We start from the raw sequence: 26506 nt of genomic DNA on the forward strand, positions 1-26506 counted from the left end.
TGTAGACACCGCCCATGTTTTTCGTTGTTTTTTTCTAATCCTTTTTCTCTCTAAATCGTCTAAATAAGTAGTGTTCGGCATAGGTTGTAGTTCATGTTGTGGTAGATACACTAAACAAGTGAGATAACTACGTAAAAGCCTCACACGACTCTATACTTGTTGAAAATCTGCTCGTCAGTCGTTAGTAGGAAAAGATTGCTTAAAAAAGCACATTCCATTTGAAACAGGCGACTCAAAACATTTCGTAAGGTGCTTTACGGCACGCAGTTAGGGCATTAGCTGTTGCAGGAGGCTTTGTAAGACTTGCTACGCAAGCCAAGGTCGTTGATCGCACGATCCGCCCCGCACAGGAGGTTTCTAAGAATCCCCCTGCTTTAGCGGGGGGAGTATGTCAAAGTTTTAACCATCAACTCGTGCCTTAACAAAAGTATCTGTAGACGAGTTGATGGTTAAAGTTATCGGTACGATTTGCCACGCAAACCTTTCAGTGGTCAGTAACAAAAGGTATTTGAAGTTCCATAAACCCTCTTAACTGACGACTGACGACTGATAACTGACAACTGCTTAGAAACTCGAAATCTGAATCTCCTTCGCGGTGATAAACTCAAGGAGGGCAGGCACGCCTTCCTGCGTTTTCTGAATGCCGCGCTGGATCGCTGGAATAATCTGGTCGGGTGTTTCGACGCGTTCGCCGTAACCACCGAATGCCTTTGCCATATCCGCGTAGTTGCCAGAAATGTCTGTAGATCTGAATTTTTCGGTGGAAACAGGCATAATCGGAATCTCAATCGCCATAGAGAAATTGTTGAAAAGAACGGAGAGGATCGGGATCCGTTCCCGTACAGCGGTCTCAAAATCCATGCCAGTAAAGCCGATGGCGGCATCACCCCAAACGTTAACGCAAAGATGATCGGGTCTCGCGAGTTTCGCACCCATAGCGAGCCCAAGACCATAGCCGAGCTGCGTTGTTTTGCCCCAACCGATATAGGTCAGCGGTGCAACAGATTGCCAGAAGGGGGACATTTGGTCGCGTGGACTCCCGGCATCGTGCGTAATAATTGTATTTTCGACATCAACAGTCCGCAGCAGATCCCAGATGACGCGATAGGGTGTCATCGGCACCTCATCAGAAGTGAGTTTAGAATTCCATTCTTCAAGCCACTCGGTTTTAACTGCACTAATTTCCCCAGTGACAGCTGCCGCGCGATCTTCGGACGCGCCGTTGGAACGGTCACGGACAGCTTCCACCAATCCATCTAAAATCAAACCCGCATCGCCGACAAGTGCCGTTTCTACGGGGACATCCTTGTTAATGTCTGCTGGGTCTAATGTCGCATGAATCACCCGTTTTCCCTCTGGAATCCTGACACCGAAACCGGTTCGGGTAAAACTACATCCGATACCAAAAATTAAGTCGGTTTTTTGGAGATAGTGATGCACAGGCTTCGGAATGGCACGCCCACCAGAACCGAGTGCCAATGGATGATTTTCAGGAAATGCGCTTTTACCACCTAAACTCGTTGTTACAGGGGCAGCGAGCAGCTCCGCCAATTCCTTCAAAGAATCCCAAGCTTGTGCATAATGCACACCCTGCCCCGCGTAGATCACAGGACACTCGGCATCAAGCAGTGCCTCCGCAACGGCTTCAATTGACGCGCTGTCAGGTCCATAGCGCACTCTCGGAACAGGTGTCGGATCAAAGGAATCCGAAATTTCTTCATTAAACAGATCCGACGGGAATTCAACGAGCGCAGGACGCGGTCTACCATTCCGAACTTGCGTAAAGGCGCGCCGCATCGCCTCCGGGACGGCTTCAGGCAATGTGACCTGTTCACATGACTTTGTCACGTGTCGATAGTTCAGAGCAGAATTGAAGTTCGGTTGGATCTGTGTTAAACCTCGGGAATAGCCGCCCGGCAGAACCACAATCGGGGCGGAATCACCGTACGCTTGTGCGACCCCTCCAAACGCGTTTTCGGAACCAGGTCCACTCTGCATACAGAAGACACCAATCTTCTTTCCAGAAGTCATTCGGCTCAGCGCATCCGCCATGTGAAGCCCAATTCGTTCCTGTCTGACAATAATCGGACGGATGTCCAGTTTCGCCGCCGCCTCAATGATATGATTAACGGGATACGCAAATAGGTATTCCACGCCTTCCGCTTTAAGGACTTTTGCAATTGCATCAACAACTTTCATATTTTTAACTTTCCTTTTTAGAGTCGTCAGTTTTCAGTTACAAGAGATTTTGGATAGTTCCAAAGTCTCTTGTAACTGAAAACTGAAAGATTTTTTTCATGCCTCGCAGTGAGAGAAAAATCGTACTAACGACTGATAACTGGGAAAAAAAAAGACTTATACACTGAGGTGCGTCGGTTTCCCAGCATCCATCACAAGCGGAAAACTATCGCCTTCCAACTTATCGCCATCATTAACGGTAACAAAAGGCTTCATGACGTGAGTGCCACTTTCATCGTAGAGCGTTTCACTGGTCATGTAATGCACTGCAATTGCGCGCCGTGGATTCTGACTCGTGTTGTCATGTGATCCATGCCATGTCAAGGAATGATGATAATGGACATACCCTTTCGGCACGGGACAGAACTCTGTCTTTAATTCGTTATCTTCAAAGCGATCCGGCATAGAATGGATGTCCTTGATGGAATGCAAGAATGGTATCTGGTTGCCCCAATGGTGAGAACCCGGGACCATACGCATACATCCGTTGCTCTCATCAACATCATCCAACGCCACCCAAGCACTTACCTGACTCGTTTTTGGGGTAAGAATAGGCCAATAGGGTGAATCCTGATGCCACATGTTGACACCCCCGACTTGCGGTGGTTTGTATTGGATCTGGTCGTGCCATACACGTAACTCTGTCGCTGACATCAGCTGTCCAATCTCTTCCACAATAATCGGGTTGTAAACGAGTCGATGGTAGGCAGAACTCGCCTCCCAAATATTAACGACTTGCCAGACAGGATTCTCCTCTCTACCCCCGAGATTGGCAATGTGCACCGGCTGCGGAATATCGACTTTCTCGTAGTCATCAATCACACGTGCCAATTCTGAGCGCAATTCCTCAACCTGTTCATCACTTAAAACACGGTTTCCGAGGAGAAAACCTTTCTCACGAAATGTGTCAACTTGGGTTTGGTTGAGCATATCTGTCTCCTATCGATTAAAAAGATTTATATATTTGCTTTTGTCGGTTTTCCTTCGTCCATCACAAGCGGAAAATGGTGACCTGCCAACTTATTACCACCATTGACGGTTACAAAACGTTTCATGATGTGATTGCCACTTTCATCATAAACAGTCTCACCCGTCATATAATGTACCGCAATCGCACGCCGCGGCCCCTCACTGGTGTTGTCATGGGACCCGTGCCATGTCAAAGCGTGATGGTAATGGACATGTCCCTTCGGTACAGGGCAGAACTCCACCGCTAACGCGTTATCTTCAAAACGATCCGGCATTGTATGGATGTCTGGGATTTCTCGTAGAAACGGCATTTGACTTCCCCAATGATAGGAACCGCGAACCATCCGCATACACCCGTTGCTCTCATCAACATCGTCCAACGCTACCCAGGCACTCACCTGACTCGTCTTCGGCATGAGAATCCCCCACAATGGCGAATCCTGATGCCAGCGATTGACCCCACCGACCTTTGGCGGTTTGTATTGGATTTGGTCGTGCCAGACCCGCAACTCTGTCGCCGACATGAGCTGTCCAATCTCTTCCACTATGATCGGATTGTGAACCAGTCGGTGATAGGCTGAACTCGCTTCCCAAATATTAACGATCTGCCAGACAGGACTCTCTTCTTTACCGCCGAGGTTGGCGATACGTACCGGCTGTGGAACTTCAGGTTTCTCATAATTATCAATGACGCGTGCCAATTCTGACCGTAATTCGTCAACCTGTTCGTCACTTAGTACACGGTTTCCGAGGAGAAAACCTTTTTCACGAAATGTGTCAACCTGCGTTTGATTGAGCATGTTTTTTAATTTTCCTTGCGGTTCGTTTAGGCGAATTGTATAAGGAAAAATCCCTTGCGTATATCCAGCCCGCCCGTTGGTTGGGCTTACACCCATTATTAGATAGGACTTACGCATTCCCTCTTAAAGTCCCCTTGATAAGGGGGATTTAGGGGGTTTAAAGGACAAAAATTACCGCTTTTTGCGTCTAAACGTCCGATATTTACGCAATGTGCGTAAGCCCTGTTAGATAAGATAGTAAGACCTTGTGATTCCTTACGCTATCATGTTTTACATTAGGTGTTAGTTACCCTGTTTTTGAGTTCCACCCATTCCTCATCGCTGAGTTTCGGGGGCCACGCAATCCGCTTGCCGATGAGCGCGGAACGATACGCTGCCATAATCAGATCAAACCCGAGCAGCGCGGGCTCCAATCTATTCCGATGCGGTTGATTTTCGTCATCAAGCCATGTCGCAATCGCCTCCGTAAACGCTCGCTGTCCGAACTTGTCATCTTCACCGAAGTGGGTTTTTTCAACGAAGTGCTCCGCCATGCCATCAAACTGATACCCCCATGACCCGTTTTCTCGCCACCACATCCGACCTTTCGTTCCCCAAAAATCGAGGTTGCACCGCGGATTACTACCGGGGAAATCAATACTCCCAAATGCCGTCCGTGCGGATTCAAAAAAGACGCGTGCCCCGTTCTCGAACGTATAAATCGCCATCAAGTCTTCAGGACATTGCCGATGCGGAACGTCATAGATTTCCGCACCTTGAACGGCACCCCACACGTGCGTAATTGGAATGTCTTTAAGCGCGAAAAGCACAACATCCATCAAGTGGGTATCCATATCGGTAATGTCGCCTTCGGTGCAGGCGCGAATGAAGTGTATATCGCCGAGGCTATCATCGGCAAAGAACTCCAGCAGCTTCTCAGCGAACGGCAGATACCGCCGTTGGTGATTGACAATAATTTTAAGTCCAGTTTTCTCATGCGCGGCGGCGAGTGCTTCTGCTTCGCTCGGTCTGAGCGCAAGTGGTTTCTCTATCACCAACGCTTTGACCCCGGCTTCAGCGGCAGGCTCTACCCAAATATGTCGCGGCACTGTCGGTTCTGTTACAGCGTGGACGATATCCGGTTTCTCTGTCTCCAACATCTCAACATAGTCTGTATACCCCGGAATGTTGAGTTCTTCCACTGCTGCTTTTAAACGTTCCTCGTCAATCTCGCAGATGGCAATTACCTTCATATTCTCAATGCCAGCATAGCATCGGGCATGGTGAACACCACGCCTACCTCCGGCAATTGCGGTACGATATGTCGCCATAATATGCCTCCTCGTTGAAGCGTGCAACTCACAGGTTTCCGAAACGTGCCATTATATTAACACGCCCACAAATTTGTGTCAACTGTTTGATTTGGAAATGATGAGAATGAATGGAAGTTGTAGGAATTCCAAATAGGACATCTTTGGACAAAGTGAGACAGGTGCTAAGAATGGAAGAATGGAAAAATCCGTCAACTTGTGGAGGTTTCCGACGGCTTGCTTATCTTTTTAAACTCTCGTAAACGACATCATGTTTTCCGATGAAAAACCAGACAAAGCCTTCCTCGTCTTTAGATGCTACTGCTCGATAACCTCTGGTAACCCTCACGGACCAATAATCATAGCCTTCAAGTTTCTCTAATCTGAGGGAGGGATGGTTTGGATCTTCTTTAAGCCGCTCAAATTGCTTGTCTGCAAGTTTTTGAATAGCCAGCGGAAGTCTTTGATAACACTCCCAAAAACGACGTGTCGTTTTGTGGACGTATTTTGGGAGTTCAGCACTTGATCTATAGATATTTGAATCTCCCTGCCTTGACATCTTCAAGTGCTTCCTTGCGCAGATGCTCCAACTTTCCGGCTTTCACATCTTCCTCAAACTTCTTTTCCCAAGTTTCTTCTTCAGCGACGAGTGCCTCATGAAGTTTTTTCTCAAGGGTTTTCAATAGCACTTCTTCTGTAGGTTCCTCACACTTGACTTCTGGAACCTCTGGAAACCACCCAAGCCAGCCCGTACCGTTTTTCTGGATGTGAGCAGTATAAATCTCCTCAAAGACCTTGTCATGAATCTCGACTGTCTTTATTTTTTCCATAGTTTTCTCCCCCAGTGAGCCAGACTTTGACTGTAAGTCATGAATAATGACGGTAGGAAGTTAGGGGTTTGTATCCCTTACACAGCGGAAACCGAAGCTGCCCCTCGGATCACGCTCACCACGATCAGCGACGCGCACAGCATGAGGAACGCAGCCGTTGCAACCATCACGCACTACACGAGACGTTTTAACCTTCGTAAAATTATCATTCAGCCACCCTACAGTATTAGCACTGGAAAGCGGATTCCAATGCGGGGACCCTGCGTAGAAATTTGGATCATATTCATCAAGACACCATTCAAACGCATTGCCCGTCATATCATACAGACCATATCCGTTTGCAGGATATGTTCCAACAGGAGTAGTATCACCAACGATTCCGCCGTAGTTCGCCTTGTCGGCATCTATTGAATCGCCCCACGGATACTTTTTGCCTACCAAGCCACCACGTGCAGCCTTTTCCCACTCTGCCTCTGTCGGTAAACGCTTACCAACCCACTTTGCATAGGCCATCGCCGCATACCAACTTACTTTCACTGGATGGTCGCCTTTACCATCAGGATAGTCATTTCCGTCCCAGTCTTTCAAGTAGTTTCCATTGTGGAATTTTCTCTTAATACGGTCTCTTTGCCACCAACGCCCTTTTTGCCACTGTGGGTTGGCATCAATGAATTTTTTGTACTGGGCATTTGTTACTTCGTGGGTATCCATATAGAACGCGTCAACGTAGACAATATGCACGGGTTGCTCAATATCGTCTCCTTCAACATCATCGCTTCCCATCTCAAACTCGCCTGCCGGAATCAGGGCCATACCTTCGGGCACAACAACCTCAGCAATCTCGTCCGCAACAGATTCAAGAGCATCTGGTTTAAACCCAATCATAAAGACGCAGAGAACGCCTACCATAACTAAAACTGAACCGCTAATTCTATTATTCACGAGAAAACTCCTTTCAATCAGACTCCTGAAATATTTCCTTGTGAGTAGATAGTATACCCCATACCAACTGAAAAGGCAAAGGTTTTTTAAGGTCAGAACCATTCAGTTTTCGGTTTTTTCGTTTAATTTCAGACCCTCCAGGCCCGGTAGGTGCGGTTTGGAACCGCACCGGATCCTGAAAAAAGTACGAGAAACTCTATAATTTCTTAAAACTGAATGGCTCTGAAGTTTTTTAGTTCTATGTTGTTAAATTCGCGCGCTTGTGATACAATGCAACGCAGGTAGATAAAAATCAACTTCTACAGGAGAGGTTATATGAAGATCGATAAAATTGAATCGTTTTTTATTAGAAACGGTTATGTGATCCGAATTCATACAGATACCGGTATCAGCGGTGTCGGACAGACCGCCTGCTGGGGCTATCCAGAAGCCGTTGATCAAATCATCAACACGTTTAAGAAATACCTCATCGGTCAAAATCCGCTGCGGATTGAACATCATTGGCAATACCTCTATCGCATGGGCCCGTTTCGTGGGACTGCGCTGAGCGGTGCGATCAGTGCAGTAGACATCGCATTGTGGGACATCAAAGGTAAACATTTCGGTGTCCCAATTTGGGAACTGTTAGGCGGAAATTGTCGTGATAAAATCCGGTTGCATCTGCTTGGCGGCGGCGGCACCCCGGAAACGATGTATGAAGCGGCAAAAGCAGCCGTTGAAGAAGGTTTCACAGCACTCAAATTTGACCCAGTGGTCGGAAATTTCCAAGATATGGCGGTCGATCGGCTCGTCAAGACCGCCCGCGACCTCGTCGCTGCTGCGCGAGAAGGCGGTGGACCCGACCTCGATCTGATTGTTGAAGTGCACCGTAAACTGACCCCGATGAACAGCATCGTGTTGGAATCCGCCTTGGCACCCTTTAATCTCTATTTCATTGAAGACCCCATTCAGATAGATACTATCACAACGCAAGGGGAATTAGCGAAACGGATGACAACCCCGCTCGCTATTGGTGAACGCAATGTAAGCATCTGGGAATTCCGAGAAATACTTGAAGCCGGGGGACCACAATATGTGCGTCCGGATGTTGGTCTCGCCGGTGGTATAACGCACTGCAAGAAAATCGCGGCACTCGCTGAGGCGTATCACAGTGCAGTTGTCACACATAATTTCCTCGGACCCCTCATCACTGCTGCATCACTCCATTTAGACACGAGCATCCCGAACTTCATCACACAGGAATACACAAAGGGAGATGAATCTGAGGATTTCGCCGTTTATAAAGTGGCATATCAGCGCGAAGGTGGATATATCCCGATTCCTGAAGCACCGGGTTTGGGTATTGAACTTGACGATAGTTTAATCGAGCAGAACCCTTATCAACCGATGAACACAGGCACAACACCTCTGCGTGAAGACGGCTCTGTCGCTTACGCAGTATAACAACAGTCAGCTATCAGCAGTTGGCTATCAGACAAGAGGTTTTTGGTGAAGTGTCCTTTTTTCATCGCTGACCGCTGAAGATTGATAGCCAGTAAAGAGGTGGAGGAAATCAAACATGAATGCTGACGAAAAATATCTATTTGATCTGAATGGTTACCTCGTTATCAAAAATGTGCTAACGCCCGAAGAGGTAGCCCTCGCCAACGAAGCGATTGACAAACATGGTGACCAAGTGCGTATCCGTCCACGGGATCAAGCATTTGACGGTGGTTCTCCTGAACTGAAAGGTGAGCAGGGGAGAGGAGACCTCGACGGTATGCTCAGCTGGGAAGAGCCGTGGTGTAACCCGTTCCGACACATGCTCGCGCATCCGACACTTGTTCCATATCTCAACGAGATACTCGGAAGAGGCTTCCGAATGGATCATCAGATGTTCCTGCTTTCAATGGACAAGGGTGCAGAGGGGCATATGTTCCATGGCTCCTCCGGTCCAGGCTTCGATCCGAACCAATACTATATTTTCCGGGACGGACGCATGCACAACGGCTTGACTGTCGTCGCTTTCCAATTGACGGATGTGCCACCCGGAGTGGGTGGATTAATCGTTATACCCGGAAGCCATAAGAGCAACTATCCGTGCCCGCAGAAGATGCAGCTCTATCAGGAACACCAAGAGCATATCCGACAGGTCGTCTGCAACGCTGGGGATGCGGCAATCTTCACAGAGGCGGTGACGCACGGAACGCTGCCGTGGACAGCTGACCATCCGAGACGCTCCATTCTAACCCGTTATACCGCAGGCAACATGGCGTATCTCCCTGCATATCCAATACCGGAATGGGCGAATGAGCGCCAGCGTGCTGTCATGGAACCACCTTATCATTCTCGATTAAATCGTCCCACCTTGGAAACGTAGGAAGGTTAAAAAATGAATGCTGACGAAAAATATCTATTCGATCTCAACGGTTACCTTGTCATCAAGAATGTGCTAACACCCGAAGAGGTAGCCCTCGCGAACGAAGCCATTGACAAACACAGTGATCATGCCCGCATCCGTCCACGCGATCAAGCACTTGACGGGGGTTCACCAGAACTGAAAGGCGAACAGGGTAGAGGCGAACAGGGCGGTATGCTCGGTTGGGAAGAGCCGTGGTGCAATCCGTTCCGACACATGCTCGCGCACCCAACGCTTGTCCCATATCTCAACGAGATACTCGGAAAAGGTTTCCGTATGGACCACCAGATGTTCCTGCTTTCAATGGACAAAGGCGCGGAAGGTTTTATTTTTCACGGATCCTCCGGTCCCGGCTTCGATCCCAACCAATACTACATCTTCCGAGACGGACGCATGCACAACGGTTTGACCGTTGTCACCTTCCAGCTGACGGATGTTCCCCCCGACGCAGGTGGGTTAATCGTCATCCCGGGAAGCCACAAGAGCAACTACCCGTGTCCACAAGAGATGCGACTCTACCAGCAACACCAAGAGCACATCCGGCAGCTGGTCTGCAACGCGGGCGATGTGATAATTTTCACCGAAGCGGTGACACACGGCACGCTGCCATGGACTGCTGACCATCCGCGACGCTCAATTCTGACGCGCTACACCGCAGGCAATATGGCATACGTCCCCGCCTACGAAATACCAGAATGGGCAAATGAACGTCAACGTGCTGTCATGGAACCGCCCTATCACTCTCGATTAAATCGTCCCGTATTGGAGACGTAGGATCGTAGGAGCGAAACCTTCTAAACCCTATGTTTTCCCTCAATTAGTATAAAAAACGCAGCGCGGAATGAAATGGAGCGCGGATTTAAGAAACCGACTCTAAAATACAAATCCGCTCGATTTAACCGCAAGGAAAATTAAAATATGTCTACTTCAACGAGTGCAATTCTTGGCTTGATCTTCTTAGGCCTCGCGAATGCCTCTGTTTTCTTGATGTTCAAACTATGGGGTTACCCATTTAACAAAGAGACACATAAGAGCGAAGCACCACCGTCCTTGATGCTGCTCCACCGACTCATCGGTTATGCGTATGCGATACTCTATATCTTTATGATGTGGCACATGGTGCCGCGTCTGTGGAACTATCAAGTCGAACTCCCACCGCGCACCGTTGCACACCTGATGCTCGGTATTACTATCGGTGTGCTGATCCTCGTCAAGATCGCCATCCTCCGGTTTTTCCGACATTTTGAGGAATCGATGCCGTATATCGGTACATGTCTGCTTATCTGCACATACCTGTTGATAGGGTTGTCAGTGCCGTTCACATTCCGCGAAGCCGCATTGCGTACACAAACAAATGCATTCAGTGATGAGGGGATCACGCGGACCCGCAAGTTGCTTGAAAACGCTGGATTGCCAGCAGAAGCACCACTTGATCAATTGGCATCAAAACGAAAACTGCGGGAAGGGCAGCATGTCTTACAACGCAAATGTGTTGTCTGCCACGACTTACGGACGATTCTTGTGAAACCACGTACCCCGACCGACTGGGTCCGCCTTGTCAATCGTATGGCAATAAAACCTATGATCGGCGAACCCATCCATCAGGAAGAAGAGTGGACGGTCTCGGCATATCTCATAGCGATTACACCCGATATCCAGACTTCCGTTCGACAACAGCGACAAGAACAGATGCGTATGGGTGAAGCGAGGGAGGCTGCGCAAATCGCAACCGTCGCTATGGAAGCGGAAACTGCGACCGGGACAGCACCAGTCGCCTATGATGAAGCAGAAGCAAAAGTGCTCTTTGAAGACAGATGCTCACAATGTCATCCCATCACGGATGTAGAAGACTATCCGCCGCGTTCGGAAGAGGAGACAACCGAACTCATAACACGGATGATAGATATCGGACTCTATCTTGAAGAGGAAGAAATTGAGTTAATAACTCGCTATATTAACGAAAACTATCTGGAAAGTGAATAGGAGGACGGACTCACTAAGAACTGTCCATCGCCTACCCTACCAAAGCTGCTGATAGGTTGGCATCTTATTGATCATACTATTCATCGGAGCGGAGAGTCTTGAATTAGTCCTATAAAAATGACGAAAACAAAAATCGCTGATCTGAACTCGCTCAATGATCGCGAACCGGCTTATGCCCTCGTTGCAAATGTGGATCTCGTCGTCATCCGATATGATAATGAAGTTTCCGTGCTTTACGGCAGATGCCATCACCGTGGCGCACTGCTCGCAGACGGTTACATTGACGGTGAAAATCTGATATGCGGTGTTCACTACTGGGATTATCGCTACGATAGCGGTGTCAGCGAATACCTCAACACAGAACGCCTCGCCAAATTTAAGGCGTGGATAGAAGATGATGCCATCTACGTTGACGCAGACGAAATCAGGGAGTGGGAACACCAGAATCCACAACCTTACCACCGCGACGAATATCAGGGGAACTACCAAGACATCCACAGCACCCCAAAAGAGCCTTATGTCGCTCAAATTCAGGAATTGGCAAAACATGGACTCAGTAAGGCGGGACACCACGGTCAAACCGAGGCAATGGGAGTACTACGTGAGGACTTACCGAATTGGGATGCGCTTCAGTTTGTGGTGGCGCAGCTGCACAAAACGCCGCACCTTGATGAAGTACCAGTCGGAACTGAATTGATTGTCGGCTCAAGAGCGAAAAAGCCGCTAAAACTGGAGATACCGATCTTTGTCTCCGATATGAGCTTCGGGGCACTGTCGGCTGAGGCGAAAATCGCATTGGCAAAGGGCGCGGAGATGGCAGGGACAGGTATCTGCTCCGGTGAAGGCGGCATGCTATTGGCAGAGGCAGAATCAAATAGCCGCTATTTTTTTGAACTCGCTTCCGCCCAATTCGGATTCTCCTACGATAAACTTGAACACGCACAAGCATTCCACTTTAAGGGTGGTCAAGGTGCGAAAACAGGGACGGGCGGACACCTCCCCGGCAACAAGGTAACAGAAGAGATAGCGGCGGTGCGGGGACTGCGTCCCGGAGAACCCGCAATCTCACCTGCCCGGTTTCCAGATTGGGAAACCCTCGACGATTTTGCGAAGTTTGCGGAACTGGTGCGGAAAGAGACCGGTGGTATCCCAATCGGGTTTAAACTCTCCGCGCAACACATCGAGAAAGATATTGAAGCCGCACTCCATGTCGGCGTGGACTATATTATTCTTGACGGTAGAGGCAGCGGCACGGGGGCGGCACCCATTCTATTCCGAGATAATATTTCAGTACCGACAATGCCTGCTTTAGCACGTGCAAGAAAATACCTTGATGAAACCGGAAATAGTGATGTTACGCTTATTATCACTGGCGGCTTGAGAACGCCTGCCGATTTTGCGAAAGCGTTGGCACTCGGGGCGGACAGCGTTGCGATTGCAAATTCAGCGATGCAGGCGATCGGTTGTATCGGGATGCGCGCCTGTCACACAAATAACTGTCCCGTCGGCATTGCGACGCAGAAGGCGCATCTCCGTTCTCGACTCAAAGTGGAAGTTTCCGCGCAACGATTAAACCGCTTTCTCGGTGCCTCTGTATCCCTCATGCAAGTCCTGGCGCGTGCCTGTGGACACAATCATCTGAATCAGTTTAACGCCGACGATTTGACGACTTCAGAGCGAGACATCGCCTATCTGACCGGCGTTAAATATGCCGGAGTTGTACCGTTGTAGGAAACATAAATACTCGTGGAACAGTTTTGTAAGCCCGATGCCCTTATCAACAAAACCCTGTTAGGCGAGGCCCCGTGCCTCGCCTACCTTTATTTATAACCGAATCTTCTTGAAAGCCTCAATCTGTGCCGTAATCGCGCGTTCGGTCGGGAGACGTTCTGCACTCGATGCGCCGTAGAAACCAACAACCCCCTCCGTATTTTCCAGAACATACGTAGCGTCTTCCGGTTCAGCAATGGGACCGCCGTGACAGATCACAAGGATCTCTGGATTGACCCCTTTCGCCGCGTCGTGGATGGATTGGACCTGTTTAGCGGCATCTTCAAGCGTGAAGGCAGTCTTTGCACCGATAGAGCCTTTTGTCGTCAACCCCATGTGTGCGACGAGGATATCCGCACCCGCATCTGCCATCTGTTCCGCCTCGGTTTCGTTGAAGGCATAAGGCGTGGTGAGCATGCCCAATTGATGTGCTGTCCGAATCATCTCCACCTCAGGTCCGTATCCCATATCGGTCTCCTCAAGCAGTTGACGGAAAGTGCCGTCAATTAGACCCACTGTCGGGAAGTTCTGAACCCCGGAAAATCCGATTGCGTCTATCTGTTGTAAGAAGACATCCATCAAGCGAAATGGATCGGTGCCACAGACGCCCGCGAGGACGGGTGTATCTGGAACGACGGGTAGCACTTCGCTCGCCATCTCAACGACAATCTGGTTCGCGTCGCCGTAGGGCATCATACCCGCGAGTGAACCCCTCCCCGCCATCCTGAATCTGCCGGAGTTATAGATAATAATCAGGTCAATGCCACCAGCTGCCTCGCATTTGGCGGAGATACCCGTGCCAGCACCCGCCCCGATGATGGGTTTACCAACATCAATATTGTTGCGTAGTTGTGTTAAAATGTCTTCACGTCTGAATTTCATTTTTCTAATCCTTTTTGGTTAACAAATATTTGAATATTACAGAAGATCCCTTGGATGGATTATACCAAAATTTCGGATTTGGTGTTATTTAATTTTCGCTTGAACCCTATGCAGATTCCTCTAAAAAATGCAAATTTATTTAATTTTTTCCCAAAATGCACGTTTTCTACCACAAAATTGTGTCTTTAAATAGCGGGAAAGATTTGTTCCTTGTTTCTAAGTGGATCCTTTAATTGATTCCGTTTTCAGCGAAAAAATAAAAAACTGTGTTGTTGCGGGATTTCACATCTGATAAAGTCTTGTAGGTCAGTAGGCGTGCTTTCTAAGCGCGCCAGGGTGTTTGAACCATGGTCGACTGCCGACAATTGATAGCCAATTATACCCTCGCTTTACCACCACCTCATGTTATAATAACGTGAGCTCGGTTTAAGAATTTTGAGTCAGGAAACGGACTGCAAATCCCCTGATAAGGGAGATTTAGGGGGTTTTCTTCAAGGTTAAACCATCATTTGCGCAATATTCTCACTTATAGCGGTTTGAATGTTTATATCGAGCTCACGTTATAATATGAATTAAAACAATCCCTCCGAAAAAGGACAATTTTCATGCAAAAAACACTGATTTTGATTTTAGCGATTGCGTTGACAATATCTGTTATTCCCAAAAACACCATCGCACAAGACACACAAGACTGGCATTTGCAGCACTTACCCGACGGTATCAGCGCGCGGATCGGTAAAGGCGAGATAAAAGGAGATATCGCAATCTCCCATGATGGAAAACGTTTAGCGGTGCCGTGTAGCATCGGTATTTGGATGTATGACACAGAGACCGACAAAGCCCTTGATCTAATAACAGGACATACGCATTGGGTTACAAGTGTAGCGTTCAGTCCGGACGGGTCCCTGTTAGCAAGTGGGAGTGTGGACAGCACTGTCCGTTTGTGGGACGCGCACACCGGCACGGAACTACACACGATGCAAGGACATTGGCACAATATTACAGACGTAGCGTTTAGTCCGGATGGCAAGACACTCGCAAGCGCAAGTTCAGACGAGACTATTCAGTTCTGGGACGTGAAAACCGGTGCCCATCTGCAGACGCTTGAAGGGTATAACAAGACAGTCAAGAGCGTAGCGTTCAGTCCGGATGGCAAGACACTCGTAAGCGGAAGCAATGACAATATGTTACATCTGTGGGATGTGCAGACAGGAACATTACTTCAAACATTGGAAGGACATAGGTCTTACGTCAATAGTGTTGTGTTTAGTCCGGATGGCAAGACACTCGCAAGCGGAAGTAGTGACGCTACCGTTCGCCTATGGAATGTGCAGACCGCGGAATTGCTTCAAAAGATGGACGGACATACGAATGGTATCGAAAGCGTTGTGTTTAGTCCGGATGGAAAGATGTTAGCAAGTTGGAGTTATGATTATACTATTCGGCTGTGGGATGTGCAGATGGGGAAACCGCTGCGGGTGTTATCTGGACATACTTATGGTCCCGTGAACGTTCTATTTAGCCCAGATGGGAAGACGCTGATGAGCAGTAGCAAGGACGACACCGTGCGCCTGTGGGATGTGGAAACCGGCGAAGAACTTCGGAAGATGGTAACGCATACGCAGGATTTCCGTAGCATCGCGTTCAGTCCAGACGGCAAAACCTTGGCAGGTGCCACTGGGGACAATGCCGTCTACCTCTGGGATGTGCAGACGTGTGTATTGTTGCGGACACTAAAAGGGCATACGAAGTCTGTTAATGACGTAGTATTCAGCCCAGACGGACGGATATTGGCGAGTGGGAGTTATGACGCGACCGTGAGTTTGTGGGATATAAAAACGGGTGCAGCACTTCCGGCACTGCCTGGAGAAACTTTTGGGTTCATAAGGGTTACATTCAGCCCGGATAGTAAAAGGTTGGCAGCTGTAGATGGTGGTGGCTATGTCTATCTATGGAATATGCAAACAGGTCTACTTATAAATAAGATGAAGGCACACCAAGCGAATGCCCATAGCATCGCATTTAGTTCGGACGGTTCTTTGTTGGCAAGCAGTGGTTATGACGACACCGTGCGCACATGGGATGGGCATACTGGTGCCCCGCTCTTGACGTTGGATAAACTACTGTATAGTGTAACGTTCAGTCCAGATGGAAAGATAGCTGCAAGTGCTGCTCGGGACAGGACCATACTTTTATGGGAGGCGGTGTCGGGTGAACCGATTCGGACGATAGAAGCGGATTGGCGGTCTATCTATAGCATCACGTTCAGTCCGGATGGAAAGATACTGACGCATGGATCTCATGATGGCTTTGTGATGCTGTCGGATGTGCATACTGGCAAACATCTGAGGATACTCGAGGAGCATCGGCGAAGTGGAGGTCCCCAAAGCTTAGTGTTCAGCCCGGATGGAAAGATACTGGCGAGTTCAAATGGTGGTATCGTGTATTTGTGGGACCTAAAGTTTGCAAAGTAGCAGACACGCACCGACGAATCAAGCAGAATACTAAAAGCGTGTTCTGCTAAGCACATTCGAGGTTGATTTGGCATAATCCGCAATTCAAACACTTCACCGCCAAACTTGATAACAACCCAATCCTATACCAATAACACACCACACAGGAGAACATACCTATGAAAAACAGATTGCTTTTGATCTTGATACTACTTTGGATAACCCCCTTATGCACACCTATCCTCATTGCCCAAGAAACCTTCATCCCCCCCAAAGGCATCATAGCACAGATCGGGAAAGGGGGAGTCGGAAGTGTCCAGCATTCCGCAGACGGCACACGGATCGGCATCATCAGTGGGACAGGCATTTGGATATACGACGCAACAACATTGCAACTCACCAGCGTTATCCCTAACACTCCGAGGCTGTATAACTCCAGATTTCCTCCAGATATCAACGTCATCGCAAGAAGCACTACTTTTAGATACTTACATATCTGGAATACCGACACAAGTCCGCATAAAGTACAACTCGCTGGAAGGGCATCTGGCAATTGTATCGCCTACAGTTCAGAAGGAGGCACAATCGCCATCGGTGGTTCAGACAGCACCACCCGTATATGGGACGCGAAAACCGGTGAACTAAAGCAAACACTTCAGAGAACAGACGATGTCCGAACGGAAATTCACAGTATAGCGTTTTCACCCGATGGAACACTACTCGCCGCTGGAGACGGACCGGACACCATCTCTATTTGGAATACAGCAACAGGCAAACACAAACACGAACTTGAAGGACACACCAATGATGTGAAAAACATGGCGTTCAGTCCGGACGGCAGCACGTTGGCAAGTATCAGTGGGGACAGCAACATCTTTCTGTGGAATACAAAAACATGGCAACAAACAGAAACACTAACCGGCGATATGACAGGTATAGAGCGCATCGCCTATAGTCAGGACGGAGAACTTTTAGCCGCAGGATGTGCGGACGGACGCATCCATTTGTGGGATGCAAACACAAGCAAGCTCCGCAAAATGCTCACCGCACACCAAAGCCGCATTTCGGGTGTCGTCTTCGTTAAGGACTCACGGATACTTATCAGTTGCAGCGAACATGGCACCCTACGTAAATGGGATGTCAATACCGGTGAAAATACGCTGTCAGTGGAAAATGATTACGACACTTTCTCCAAATTTGCATTGAGTCATGATGGGAAAAAACTCGCAGCACTGAGTGAGTTTAGCACCCCGTATCTATTTGATATCACAGTACCCACATCACCAAAACTGATAAAGAGAATCCACACCCGGCGTGTTGGAAATATCGCTTTCAGCCCGGATGGGGAAACAATCGCTACGGAGGAGACCGACGAGACCGCTTATCTATGGGACATGAAAATAGATATACCGAAACACTTGAATGGGATTCTCACGGAAATCGATACCACCCTATGGGACATGAAAATAGATAGGCCGAAGCTATCCTTCAAAGGACATACAGCACAGATCGCATGTATTGCCTTCAGCCCCGATGGCAAAACATTTGCTACCGGCGGATTTGATAATACCCTCCGTCTATGGGATACAACAACAGGTAAGGCGAAAATCGTCAAAGAACATAACGGATGGGTTGAAAGTCTCGCTTTCAGTCCCGACGGAAAAACAATCGCCAGTGGTAGCACGGATGCAACCCTCCGTTTATGGGATAGCCACACAGGTGCAGAAAAGCGAGTCATTCGTTTATCGAATACCGATCCGTTTGAAGAAAATCAGGCAATGCGTGGAGGTGGCAAGTCAATCGTAGACATCGCCTTCAGTCCAGATGAAAAAATGATCGCTGCTGCGGCTTATGATCCAAATATCTATCTGTGGGATGTGGACACAGGCAAGCGGGAGCCATTTCCGCATACGCATAGGCGGAGTATCGTCACCCTCGCCTTCAGTCCAGATGGTAAATTGTTTGTGACTGCGGATGCGGATGGGATTATGAAGATTTATGATGTCCGCGGAAAGAAGCTGCTCCGTATGTTTGACATAGGTAATAGTAGGGTTGAAAATCTGGAATTTATTATGGATGGCAAAATACTTATCAGTGTGTGCGGTGGTGTAATAACTCTGTGGGATATGACCCCGTAGGTTGGGTAGCACAAAGCGAAACCCACCAATGGCTATCAGCAGCCGGCTTTCAGCCATCAGTGATAGGCACGGTTTGTAACCATGTCGTTCTTCCTGTTGTAGATAGTCAACGATTATATGGCTTTTTGTCACTAACTCACGTTATGTTTAACTTACAAACAATCCCAACCGAAAAAGGAAACTTTCTCATGAAAAATACAGTGTTTTTGATTTTAGCGATTGGACTGGCAGCATGTGCTATTCCCCAAAACAGCGATGTGGAAACCGGCAGAAAACCTCGGAAGATGGTAGCGCGTTGGCAGAATATACTTAGCATTGCGTTCAGTCCGGATGGCAAAACACTGGCAGGTGGCACTGTGAGGGATACCGTTTATTTGTGGAATGTGCAGACAGGCAAATCTTTTCGGAAGTTGACGGCCCATAAAAGTCCCGTCGTTAGTGTCGCGTTCAGTCCGGACGGCAAAACACTGGTGAGTGGCTGTTTCGATAAGACCTTGGTTTTATGGGATACAAAAACAGGAAAATCGCTTCCGCCACTAATTGGACATATTTTTGATCCGCCAATCGTCCCAGTTAGCAACGTTGCAGCGAGCTACGTTGCATTTAGTCCAGACGGCAAAACGCTGGCAAGTGCGATAAACGATGGTAGCATCTATTTGTTGGATATGCAAACAGGTAAACGTATAAAGACGATAGCGTTGAATTGGGTTCCTTTCACAAGCATCGCGTTCAGTCCAGACGGTTCCCTATTGGCAACCGGATCTAATGACGGCACCGTGCGCACGTGGGATGTGCATAGCAGCGCACATCTCTTGAATTTGGATAAAAAAGGAAATCAAGTTAATTGCGTCGCGTTCAGTCCAGATGGAAAGATACTCGCAAGTGGGGATCTGGACAGTACTGTGATTTTATGGGATGCTGTTTCGGGTGAAAGGCTTCGGACGTTAGGAGCGCATCGGGACAACGTCAATAGCGTGGTGTTTAGTCCGGATGGAAAAATATTAGCGAGTGGCAGTGACGATCGCACCGTGATGTTGTGGGAGGTAAGCACCGGCAAACACCTGCGGACACTAAAAAGACATCGGAAAGATGTCCAAGCTGTAGCGTTTAGCCCTAACGGAAAAATTCTGGCGAGTGCGAGTAGTAGTGGCACCGTGTTGTTATGGGATATCGCGGTTGAGAATATGGATTAGAGAAACAGGCCTTCTGTAGGCGCGTTTTGTAAGAGCACTTTTTGTCTGAATCGCGGCTTGACGCGGATTTATCAGATGACGCAGATTATTGTTGGGTCTCGCTGTTTGAAATAGGTAATAGTAGGGTTGAAAAATCGGAATTTGTTATGGATGGTAAAATACTTGTCAGTGTGTGCGGTGGTATCGTAACTCTGGGGGAGATGACACCCCCGTAAGCCAAGTAGAGCAAAGCGAAACTCATCCTACGAACTAACTCATGCTATCATATAGCTCAAAACAACACCCGGAAAAAAGGAAACTTTCTCATGCAAAAAACAGTGTTTTTGATTTTAGCGATTGGATTGGCAATATGCGTTGTTCCGAAAAATACTATCGCCCAAGATACACAAGATTGGCGTTTGCAGCACTTACCCGAAGGCGCGAAAGCGCGGTTCGGTAAAGGCATGATAACAGGAAATTTCGCGAGTTCCAGTGATGGAAAACGCTTAGCAGTCACATGTGCCATCGGTATTTGGATATATGATACAGAGACAGACAAACCACTTAACCTGATAACAGGGTATACGGATTGGGTTACACATGTAGCATTCAGTTCGGACGATACCCTGTTGGCAAGTGCAAGCATGGATAGCACCGTCCGTGTGCAGGATGCGCGCACCAGCACTGAACTTTGGACGCTGCAAGCCCATGAAGACAAAATCACAGACATAGCGTTTAGTCCGGATGGAAAGACACTTGCAAGTGCAAGTTCGGACGAGACCATCCGGCTGTGGGACGCACGCACTGGCAAACATCTGCGTACGCTTGAAGGACACCTTGGGGGTGTCACAAGCGTCGCTTTTAATCCAGATGGAAAAACACTGGCGAGTGGAAGTCATGACGAAATCGTTCATCTGTGGGATGTGGAGACAGGAAAAACGCTGCACGCGTTCATAGCGCACCAAGACAAAGCCTCAGCGTTCAGCTCGAAAATCACAGACATTGCGTTCAACCCGGATGGGAAGCTGCTGGCAAGTGCGAGTGAAGACAAAACCGTCCGTTTGTGGGATGTAGAAACACGTGAGACTCTTCATAGATTGCGTGAGCGTAACAGCAATGCTTTCTTAAGTGTTGCGTTTAGCCGAGATGGGAAGACGCTGGCAGGTGGCAGTTACCATACGATCCATCTATGGGATGTGCAGACGGGGACATACCTGCGAAAGTTGGGAGATAGCATCAATAGCAAGCGTCTTGCATTTAGCCCAGATGGGAAGACGCTAATCAGCGGCAACAGATACAACACCGTGCATCTATTATTGAATGTGGAAACCGGCATAGAACTGCGGAAGATGATAACGCATACACAGTCCATCGGTAGCATCGCGTTTAGTCTGGATGGAAAAATACTGGCGAGTGGCGGTTTGGACAATACAGTTCATTTGTGGGATATGCAGACAGGCAAATTACTTCAGACAGATAATGTTGTGGAGTGGCATTTTCTTGCAGCAAGTGTAGCGTTCAGCCCGGACGGCAAAACAGTCGCAGGTAGCAGTTTGGACAAAACCGTGTTTTTGTGGGATGTAGAAACAGGGACAGTGGGTCTGGCGCCGCTTGAAGGTGTTACTGAGTACCAACCAGCAAGCATAGGCTCTCCTGGGGCTTGCTACGTTGCATTCAGTCCAGATGGCAAAAAACTTGTGGGGACACATTATAAAGGCTTACTCTATTTGTGGGATATGCAAACAGGAACACGGATAAGAACAATAACATTGAACAAGCAACCTGATGAACATATAGATATGATGGATGGAAACAGCAAGTTCACAAGCGTAACCTTCAGTCCAGACGGTTCTGTGTTGGCAATCGGATGTGATGACAGCACCGTGCGCACGTGGGATGCACATACCGGTGCCACGCTTTTGACGTTAGATAAACATAGAGATACTGTTTTTTCCGTCGCGTTCAGTCCAGATGGAAAGATACTGGCGAGCGGCAGTGCGGACAAGACCGTGCGCTTTTGGGATGCAGCCTCGGGTGAACTTATCCGGACGCTGGAAGAACATCGGGGTTCTGTTAATAGTGTCGCATTCAGTCCGGATGGCAAGATGCTGGCGAGTGGTGGTGGTGATGGCACCGTGATGTTGTGGGAGGTAAGCACCGGCAAACACCTGCGCACGCTGACAGGACATAAGGGTAGTGTCGAAGTGGCGTTCAGTCCGGATGGAAAAACACTGGCGAGTGGAAGTTGGGATGGCACCGTATTGTTGTGGGATCTCGCGGTTGATACCATGGATTAGGTTGCGCACCTCATAAGTAGGAGGGCTTTGTAAGCCCGATTGACTATCACTGATAACTGAAGCTGATAATCATATCCTTCCTATTCCTAACGCATGTTGTAAGAAAATTAAAGACAATCCGTCTGAAAAAGGAAATTCTCATGCAAAAAACATTGATTTTGATTTTAGCGATTGGATTCGCGATGTGTATTACTTCACAAAATAGCATTGCACAAGACACACAAGACTGGCATTTGCGGGGATTACCCGAAGGTACCAAAGCGCGGTTCGGCAGAGGCACAATAACTGGCAGCTTCGCGAGTTCACATGATGGGAAACGTTTGGCGGTGCCGTGTAGCATCGGTATTTGGATATACGACACAGAAACCGACAAACCACTCAACCTGCTAACACGGTATACAAGTGAAGTTTCGAGTGAGCGAACTGTTCAAGATAGAAAGTTTCTCCGGATATTTACAGAGGATATAGAAGGCGTTTTGAGCGTAGCCTTCAGTCCGGACGATACCTTGTTGGCAAGTACAAACCACGATAAAACCGTCTGTGTGTGGGATGCACGCACCGGCACCGAACTTCAGACGATGCAAGGACATAAGGATAAACCCACAGATGTAGAATTTAGCCCGGATGGCAAGCTGCTGGCGAGTGCAAGTGATGACGAGACCATCCGTTTGTGGGAGGTAAGCACTGGCACCCATCTCCGCACGCTTGAAGAACATATTGACGGTGTTACAAGTGTAACTTTCAATCCAAATGGAAAAACACTGGCAAGTGGAAGTGATGACAAAACCGTTCGTCTCTGGGATGTGGAGACAGGGAAAACGCTGCACACCTTCATGGGACATGAGTACAAAGTCTATGACCTTGCGTTCAGCCCGGATGGAAAAATACTGGCGAGTGTAAGTGAGGACACGACCGCGCGTTTATGGGATGTGCAGACAGGCGAAACGCTGCATAGATTAGATGAGCATAACCATAATGACCTCTTTAGTGTAGCATTCAGCCCGGATGGAAAATTGTTGGCGAGCGGAAGCTATAGAATTACGCTTCTATGGGATGTACAAACAGGGACCTACCTGCAAATGTTGGGAGATAGGATTGGTAGCAGCAGCCTTGCATTTAGCCCTGATGGGAAGACACTGATAAGCGGCAGCAGGTACAACACCGTGCACCTGTTGGCGGTCGAAACCGGCATAGAACTTCGGACGATGATAGCGCATACACAGACGATCCGTAGCATCGCCTTCAGCCCGGATGGAAAAACACTGGCAGCTGGCGGTTGGGACAATACAGTGCATTTGTGGAATCTACAGACGGGCAAGTCTCTTCAGATGGATAATGTTGTGGAATGGCATGCCCCCGATAGTGTTGCATTCAGTCCGGATGGAAAAACAGTGGCAGCTGGCAGCTCAAACAAGACCGTGTTTTGGTGGGATGTAGAAACAGGGGCAGTGCGTCCGGCTCCGCTTGAAGGTAATGCTGTTACCGATCCAGTCAGCCTCGTTACGAGTTGCTACGTTGCGTTTAGCCCTGATGGTAAAAAGTTTGTGAACGCGAATGAAAGGGGTTTCATTTATTTCTGGGATTTGCAAACAGGGAAACGTATAAATGAGATAACATTGGATGTGAAAACAGATAAACCTATAAAGACGAGGATCGTGAATCAACATGTGTTCACAAGCGTAGTGTTCAGTCCGGATGGAAAAATACTGGCGAATGGGAGTCATGACGGTACCGTGCGCACGTGGGATGTACATACCGGCAATCCGCTCTTGAAGTTAGATGAACATAAAGCTAATGTTTATTGCGTCACGTTCAGTCCGGATGGAAAGATATTGGCGAGTGGCGGTGCGGATAATACTGTGCGCTTTTGGGATGCAGTGTCGGGTGAACGCATTCGGACCCTAAAAGCGCATGGATTTATTTATAGTATAGCGTTTAGTCCGGACGGTAAGACCCTGGCAAGTGACGGTGGTAATCACACTGTGATGTTGTGGGAGGTAAACACTGGCAAACAGCTGCGGACACTAAAAGGGCATCGGAATGGTGTTACGAGCGTAGCATTCAGTCCGGATGGAAAGACGCTGGCGAGTAGCAGTTGGGATGGCACTGTGTTGTTGTGGGATATCGCAGTTGATACTATGGATTAGGCTGCGCACCTCATAAGTAGGAGGGCGTTGTAAGCCCGATCGACTATCACTAATAGCCGACAAATGAAAGCCAATAACCAATAATCACATCCCTTTTTATCACTAACGCATGTTGTCCTTAAAGACAATCCCTCCGAAAAAGGAAATTTTCTTATGGAAAAAATATTAGCATTGATTTTAGCGATTGGGTTCGCGATATGCGCCGTTCACCAAATCACCATCGCACAAGAGCCGCAGGACTTGCATTTAAGGTACTTACCCAAAGGCGTGAAAGCACGGCACGGGAAAGGCTCGTTATCGGGAACGATCGCAAGTTCCGCTGATGGAAAACATTTAGCGGTCGCGTGTAACATCGGTATTTGGATACATGACGTAGAAACGGGCAAAATACTTAATCTGCTAACAGGGCATACAAATTGGGTGCTAAGCGTAGTGTTTAGTCCAGATGGGAAGATGTTGGCAAGCACAAGCGAAGACCACACTGTCCGTTTATGGAACGCACAAACCGGTGCTGAACTTCGGACGATACGAGAACATGAAAAATCTACCAAGAGCGTAGCATTCAGTCCGGATGGGAAGATGCTCGCAAGTGGCAGTATAGACGAGACCATCCGGTTGTGGGATGTGGAGACCGGCACAAATCTTCGCGTGCTGGTAGCGCATGAAGGGGGTGTCATATGCGTAGCGTTTAGTCCGGACGGGAAAATACTGGCAAGCTCAGGTTTAGACAGAACCGTCCGGCTGTGGGATGTGAAAACGGGAAATTCTATTCGGACGCTAACAGGGCATCAGGGCGATGTCTATGCCGCAGTATTCAGTCCGGATGGCAAAACGCTGGCGAGTGCAAGTCAGGATCAGAGCGCGCGTTTGTGGGATGTGCATACCGGCAAGTCTCTTCAGACATTGACTGGGCATAGTTCTGTTGTTGAAGATGTAGCGTTTAGTCCAGATGGGCAGACATTGGCGAGTACAAGTGCCGACAAGACCATCTGTCTATGGGATGTGCAAACAGGGACACAGCTGCGAGTGTTGTCGGGGCATCAATGGGGTAGCGAGCGCGTTATATTTAGTCCGGATGGGAAAACGCTAATGAGCGGTAGCATGGATGACACCGTGCGCCTGTGGGATGTGGAAACCGGAAAGGAACTTAGAAAGATAGTAGATCGGATAATAATGCCTGTCTATAGCTTAGCGTTCAGCCCAGACGGTAAAATACTGGCAGGTGGCACTCGGGATTATATCCTCTACTTGTGGAATGCACAGACGGGGGCATTGTTGCGGACACTTGTGAGTGATAACTATCTTGTCAGAGGCGTTGCGTTCAGTCCAGATGGGCAGACATTGGCAACCAGCGGTTTAAACAATACCGTGTATTTGTGGGATATAAAAACAGGGGACAGACTGCCGCCACTGGTTGCACATAAACACGGGGTCTCAAGCATCGCATACAGCCCGGACGGAAAAACGCTCGCGAGTGCAAGTCGTCAAAACACTGTGTATTTGTGGGATATCCAAACAGGGAAACCTATACGTCCGATGCCCAAACATAAAAAATTGGAGGATCCGGAAGAGATACAAAAACTTACTGATCGTATGCTAAAGGGTGATAAGGAAGCAGCACAGAAGCTTCGTAAAAGTCTACATCAGGTATTGGATCCTCGGGGATTTGTCTCTCACATCACGTTCAGTCCAGATGGCACCCTGTTAGCGAGCGGCGGTGATGATGAGATTGTGCGGGTATGGAATGTGCAGACCGACACCCTTCTTTTCACTTTGGATAAACATAGTGATTCTGTAAATTGCGTAGCATTCAGTCCGGATGGAAAGATATTGGCGAGTTGCAGTACGGACGGCACCACGCGTTTCTGGGATCCAATGTCGGGTGAACTCATGCGCACGATAGAAGCACATCAGGGACATGTTTATAGCATCGCGTTCAGCCCGGATGGAAAGACATTGGCAAGTTCAGGTCTGGACGAAGCTATTCGTCTGTGGGATGTGGAAACTGGCACACATCTGCGGACACTGGATGCACATCGGAATGCTGCTATTGAAATAGCATTCAGCCCGGACGGAAAGACGTTGGCGAGTGCAAGTCCGGATGGCATCGTGTTGTTATGGGATCTCATATCTGATAATGTGGATTAGACTGCACATCAGACATTATGAGTAGGCGGGTGCTGGGACCCGCCCTTACA

19 protein-coding genes are annotated in these 26506 nt (G+C 48.4%); 11 read left to right on the top strand and 8 right to left on the bottom strand.

Annotated features, from left to right (window positions below):
- Positions 1 to 564: 564 nt before the first annotated feature.
- From OXH00_23355 to OXH00_23385, 7 genes are all read right to left on the bottom strand, one after another.
- Complete coding sequence (locus OXH00_23355) at positions 565 to 2229, bottom strand: thiamine pyrophosphate-requiring protein (protein MCY3743962.1); 1665 nt, start codon at positions 2227 to 2229, stop codon at positions 565 to 567.
- A 126-nt stretch (positions 2230 to 2355) separates the two neighbouring features.
- On the bottom strand, positions 2356 to 3168 hold the full coding sequence (locus tag OXH00_23360; GenBank protein ID MCY3743963.1) for a phytanoyl-CoA dioxygenase family protein: 813 nt from the start codon (positions 3166 to 3168) through the stop codon (positions 2356 to 2358).
- A 26-nt stretch (positions 3169 to 3194) separates the two neighbouring features.
- The gene (locus OXH00_23365; GenBank protein ID MCY3743964.1) at positions 3195 to 4007 is read right to left on the bottom strand and encodes a phytanoyl-CoA dioxygenase family protein; all 813 of its coding nucleotides are present in this window, start codon (positions 4005 to 4007) and stop codon (positions 3195 to 3197) included.
- 275 nt (positions 4008 to 4282) lie between these two features.
- The gene (locus tag OXH00_23370; GenBank protein MCY3743965.1) at positions 4283 to 5317 is read right to left on the bottom strand and encodes a Gfo/Idh/MocA family oxidoreductase; all 1035 of its coding nucleotides are present in this window, start codon (positions 5315 to 5317) and stop codon (positions 4283 to 4285) included.
- Positions 5318 to 5537: 220 nt separating this feature from the next.
- A complete protein-coding gene (locus tag OXH00_23375; GenBank protein ID MCY3743966.1) occupies positions 5538 to 5855 on the bottom strand; it encodes a hypothetical protein in 318 nt (105 codons plus the stop codon).
- Positions 5824 to 6126: a hypothetical protein gene (locus OXH00_23380; protein ID MCY3743967.1), complete on the bottom strand. Its 303-nt coding sequence runs from the start codon at positions 6124 to 6126 to the stop codon at positions 5824 to 5826. The genes OXH00_23375 and OXH00_23380 overlap by 32 nt, the downstream gene beginning before the upstream one ends.
- A 60-nt stretch (positions 6127 to 6186) precedes the next feature.
- The gene (locus tag OXH00_23385) at positions 6187 to 7068 is read right to left on the bottom strand and encodes a formylglycine-generating enzyme family protein (protein ID MCY3743968.1); all 882 of its coding nucleotides are present in this window, start codon (positions 7066 to 7068) and stop codon (positions 6187 to 6189) included.
- A 315-nt stretch (positions 7069 to 7383) separates the two neighbouring features.
- On the opposite strand from OXH00_23385, the gene OXH00_23390 reads away from it, so the two are divergent.
- From OXH00_23390 to OXH00_23410, 5 genes are all read left to right on the top strand, one after another.
- Positions 7384 to 8511, top strand: coding sequence for a mandelate racemase/muconate lactonizing enzyme family protein (locus tag OXH00_23390; GenBank protein ID MCY3743969.1), 1128 nt, complete (start codon positions 7384 to 7386; stop codon positions 8509 to 8511).
- Between the two features lie 115 nt (positions 8512 to 8626).
- Entirely contained in the window at positions 8627 to 9427 is an 801-nt protein-coding gene (locus OXH00_23395) for a phytanoyl-CoA dioxygenase family protein (GenBank protein MCY3743970.1), read from the top strand.
- Between the two features lie 12 nt (positions 9428 to 9439).
- Entirely contained in the window at positions 9440 to 10240 is an 801-nt protein-coding gene (locus OXH00_23400; protein MCY3743971.1) for a phytanoyl-CoA dioxygenase family protein, read from the top strand.
- 144 nt (positions 10241 to 10384) lie between these two features.
- Positions 10385 to 11449 (top strand): hypothetical protein, encoded by a 1065-nt coding sequence (locus tag OXH00_23405; GenBank protein ID MCY3743972.1) that lies wholly within the window; start codon positions 10385 to 10387, stop codon positions 11447 to 11449.
- A 117-nt stretch (positions 11450 to 11566) separates the two neighbouring features.
- A complete protein-coding gene (locus tag OXH00_23410; protein ID MCY3743973.1) occupies positions 11567 to 13180 on the top strand; it encodes a glutamate synthase-related protein in 1614 nt (537 codons plus the stop codon).
- A 93-nt stretch (positions 13181 to 13273) separates the two neighbouring features.
- On the opposite strand, the gene OXH00_23415 is transcribed toward OXH00_23410, so the two are convergent.
- On the bottom strand, positions 13274 to 14101 hold the full coding sequence (locus OXH00_23415) for a phosphoenolpyruvate hydrolase family protein (GenBank protein MCY3743974.1): 828 nt from the start codon (positions 14099 to 14101) through the stop codon (positions 13274 to 13276).
- 605 nt (positions 14102 to 14706) lie between these two features.
- Here OXH00_23415 and OXH00_23420 point away from each other — a divergent pair.
- The 6 genes from OXH00_23420 to OXH00_23445 all read left to right on the top strand — a co-directional run bounded on the left by OXH00_23420 (position 14707) and on the right by OXH00_23445 (position 26456).
- A complete protein-coding gene (locus OXH00_23420; protein MCY3743975.1) occupies positions 14707 to 16575 on the top strand; it encodes a hypothetical protein in 1869 nt (622 codons plus the stop codon).
- Between the two features lie 158 nt (positions 16576 to 16733).
- Complete coding sequence (locus tag OXH00_23425; protein MCY3743976.1) at positions 16734 to 18692, top strand: WD40 repeat domain-containing protein; 1959 nt, start codon at positions 16734 to 16736, stop codon at positions 18690 to 18692.
- Between the two features lie 188 nt (positions 18693 to 18880).
- Entirely contained in the window at positions 18881 to 19885 is a 1005-nt protein-coding gene (locus tag OXH00_23430) for a WD40 repeat domain-containing protein (protein MCY3743977.1), read from the top strand.
- A gap of 305 nt (positions 19886 to 20190) precedes the next feature.
- Positions 20191 to 22161: a WD40 repeat domain-containing protein gene (locus OXH00_23435; protein MCY3743978.1), complete on the top strand. Its 1971-nt coding sequence runs from the start codon at positions 20191 to 20193 to the stop codon at positions 22159 to 22161.
- A 140-nt stretch (positions 22162 to 22301) separates the two neighbouring features.
- On the top strand, positions 22302 to 24308 hold the full coding sequence (locus OXH00_23440) for a WD40 repeat domain-containing protein (protein ID MCY3743979.1): 2007 nt from the start codon (positions 22302 to 22304) through the stop codon (positions 24306 to 24308).
- Positions 24309 to 24461: 153 nt separating this feature from the next.
- Positions 24462 to 26456: a hypothetical protein gene (locus OXH00_23445; protein MCY3743980.1), complete on the top strand. Its 1995-nt coding sequence runs from the start codon at positions 24462 to 24464 to the stop codon at positions 26454 to 26456.
- Positions 26457 to 26506 lie beyond the last annotated feature (50 nt).

The sequence above is a fragment of the Candidatus Poribacteria bacterium genome, assembly GCA_026706025.1.
Lineage (GTDB): Bacteria > Poribacteria > WGA-4E > WGA-4E > WGA-3G > WGA-3G.

Coding starts and splice junctions, on each gene's coding strand:
- OXH00_23390 (MCY3743969.1), top strand. CDS start 7,384: ATGAAGATCGATAAAATTGAATCGTTTTTTATTAGAAACGGTTATGTG.
- OXH00_23405 (MCY3743972.1), top strand. CDS start 10,385: ATGTCTACTTCAACGAGTGCAATTCTTGGCTTGATCTTCTTAGGCCTC.
- OXH00_23430 (MCY3743977.1), top strand. CDS start 18,881: ATGAAAAATACAGTGTTTTTGATTTTAGCGATTGGACTGGCAGCATGT.
- OXH00_23375 (MCY3743966.1), bottom strand. CDS start 5,855: ATGTCAAGGCAGGGAGATTCAAATATCTATAGATCAAGTGCTGAACTC.
- OXH00_23410 (MCY3743973.1), top strand. CDS start 11,567: ATGACGAAAACAAAAATCGCTGATCTGAACTCGCTCAATGATCGCGAA.
- OXH00_23415 (MCY3743974.1), bottom strand. CDS start 14,101: ATGAAATTCAGACGTGAAGACATTTTAACACAACTACGCAACAATATT.
- OXH00_23445 (MCY3743980.1), top strand. CDS start 24,462: ATGGAAAAAATATTAGCATTGATTTTAGCGATTGGGTTCGCGATATGC.
- OXH00_23380 (MCY3743967.1), bottom strand. CDS start 6,126: ATGGAAAAAATAAAGACAGTCGAGATTCATGACAAGGTCTTTGAGGAG.
- OXH00_23360 (MCY3743963.1), bottom strand. CDS start 3,168: ATGCTCAACCAAACCCAAGTTGACACATTTCGTGAGAAAGGTTTTCTC.
- OXH00_23365 (MCY3743964.1), bottom strand. CDS start 4,007: ATGCTCAATCAAACGCAGGTTGACACATTTCGTGAAAAAGGTTTTCTC.
- OXH00_23395 (MCY3743970.1), top strand. CDS start 8,627: ATGAATGCTGACGAAAAATATCTATTTGATCTGAATGGTTACCTCGTT.
- OXH00_23420 (MCY3743975.1), top strand. CDS start 14,707: ATGCAAAAAACACTGATTTTGATTTTAGCGATTGCGTTGACAATATCT.
- OXH00_23425 (MCY3743976.1), top strand. CDS start 16,734: ATGAAAAACAGATTGCTTTTGATCTTGATACTACTTTGGATAACCCCC.
- OXH00_23400 (MCY3743971.1), top strand. CDS start 9,440: ATGAATGCTGACGAAAAATATCTATTCGATCTCAACGGTTACCTTGTC.
- OXH00_23435 (MCY3743978.1), top strand. CDS start 20,191: ATGCAAAAAACAGTGTTTTTGATTTTAGCGATTGGATTGGCAATATGC.
- OXH00_23370 (MCY3743965.1), bottom strand. CDS start 5,317: ATGGCGACATATCGTACCGCAATTGCCGGAGGTAGGCGTGGTGTTCAC.
- OXH00_23440 (MCY3743979.1), top strand. CDS start 22,302: ATGCAAAAAACATTGATTTTGATTTTAGCGATTGGATTCGCGATGTGT.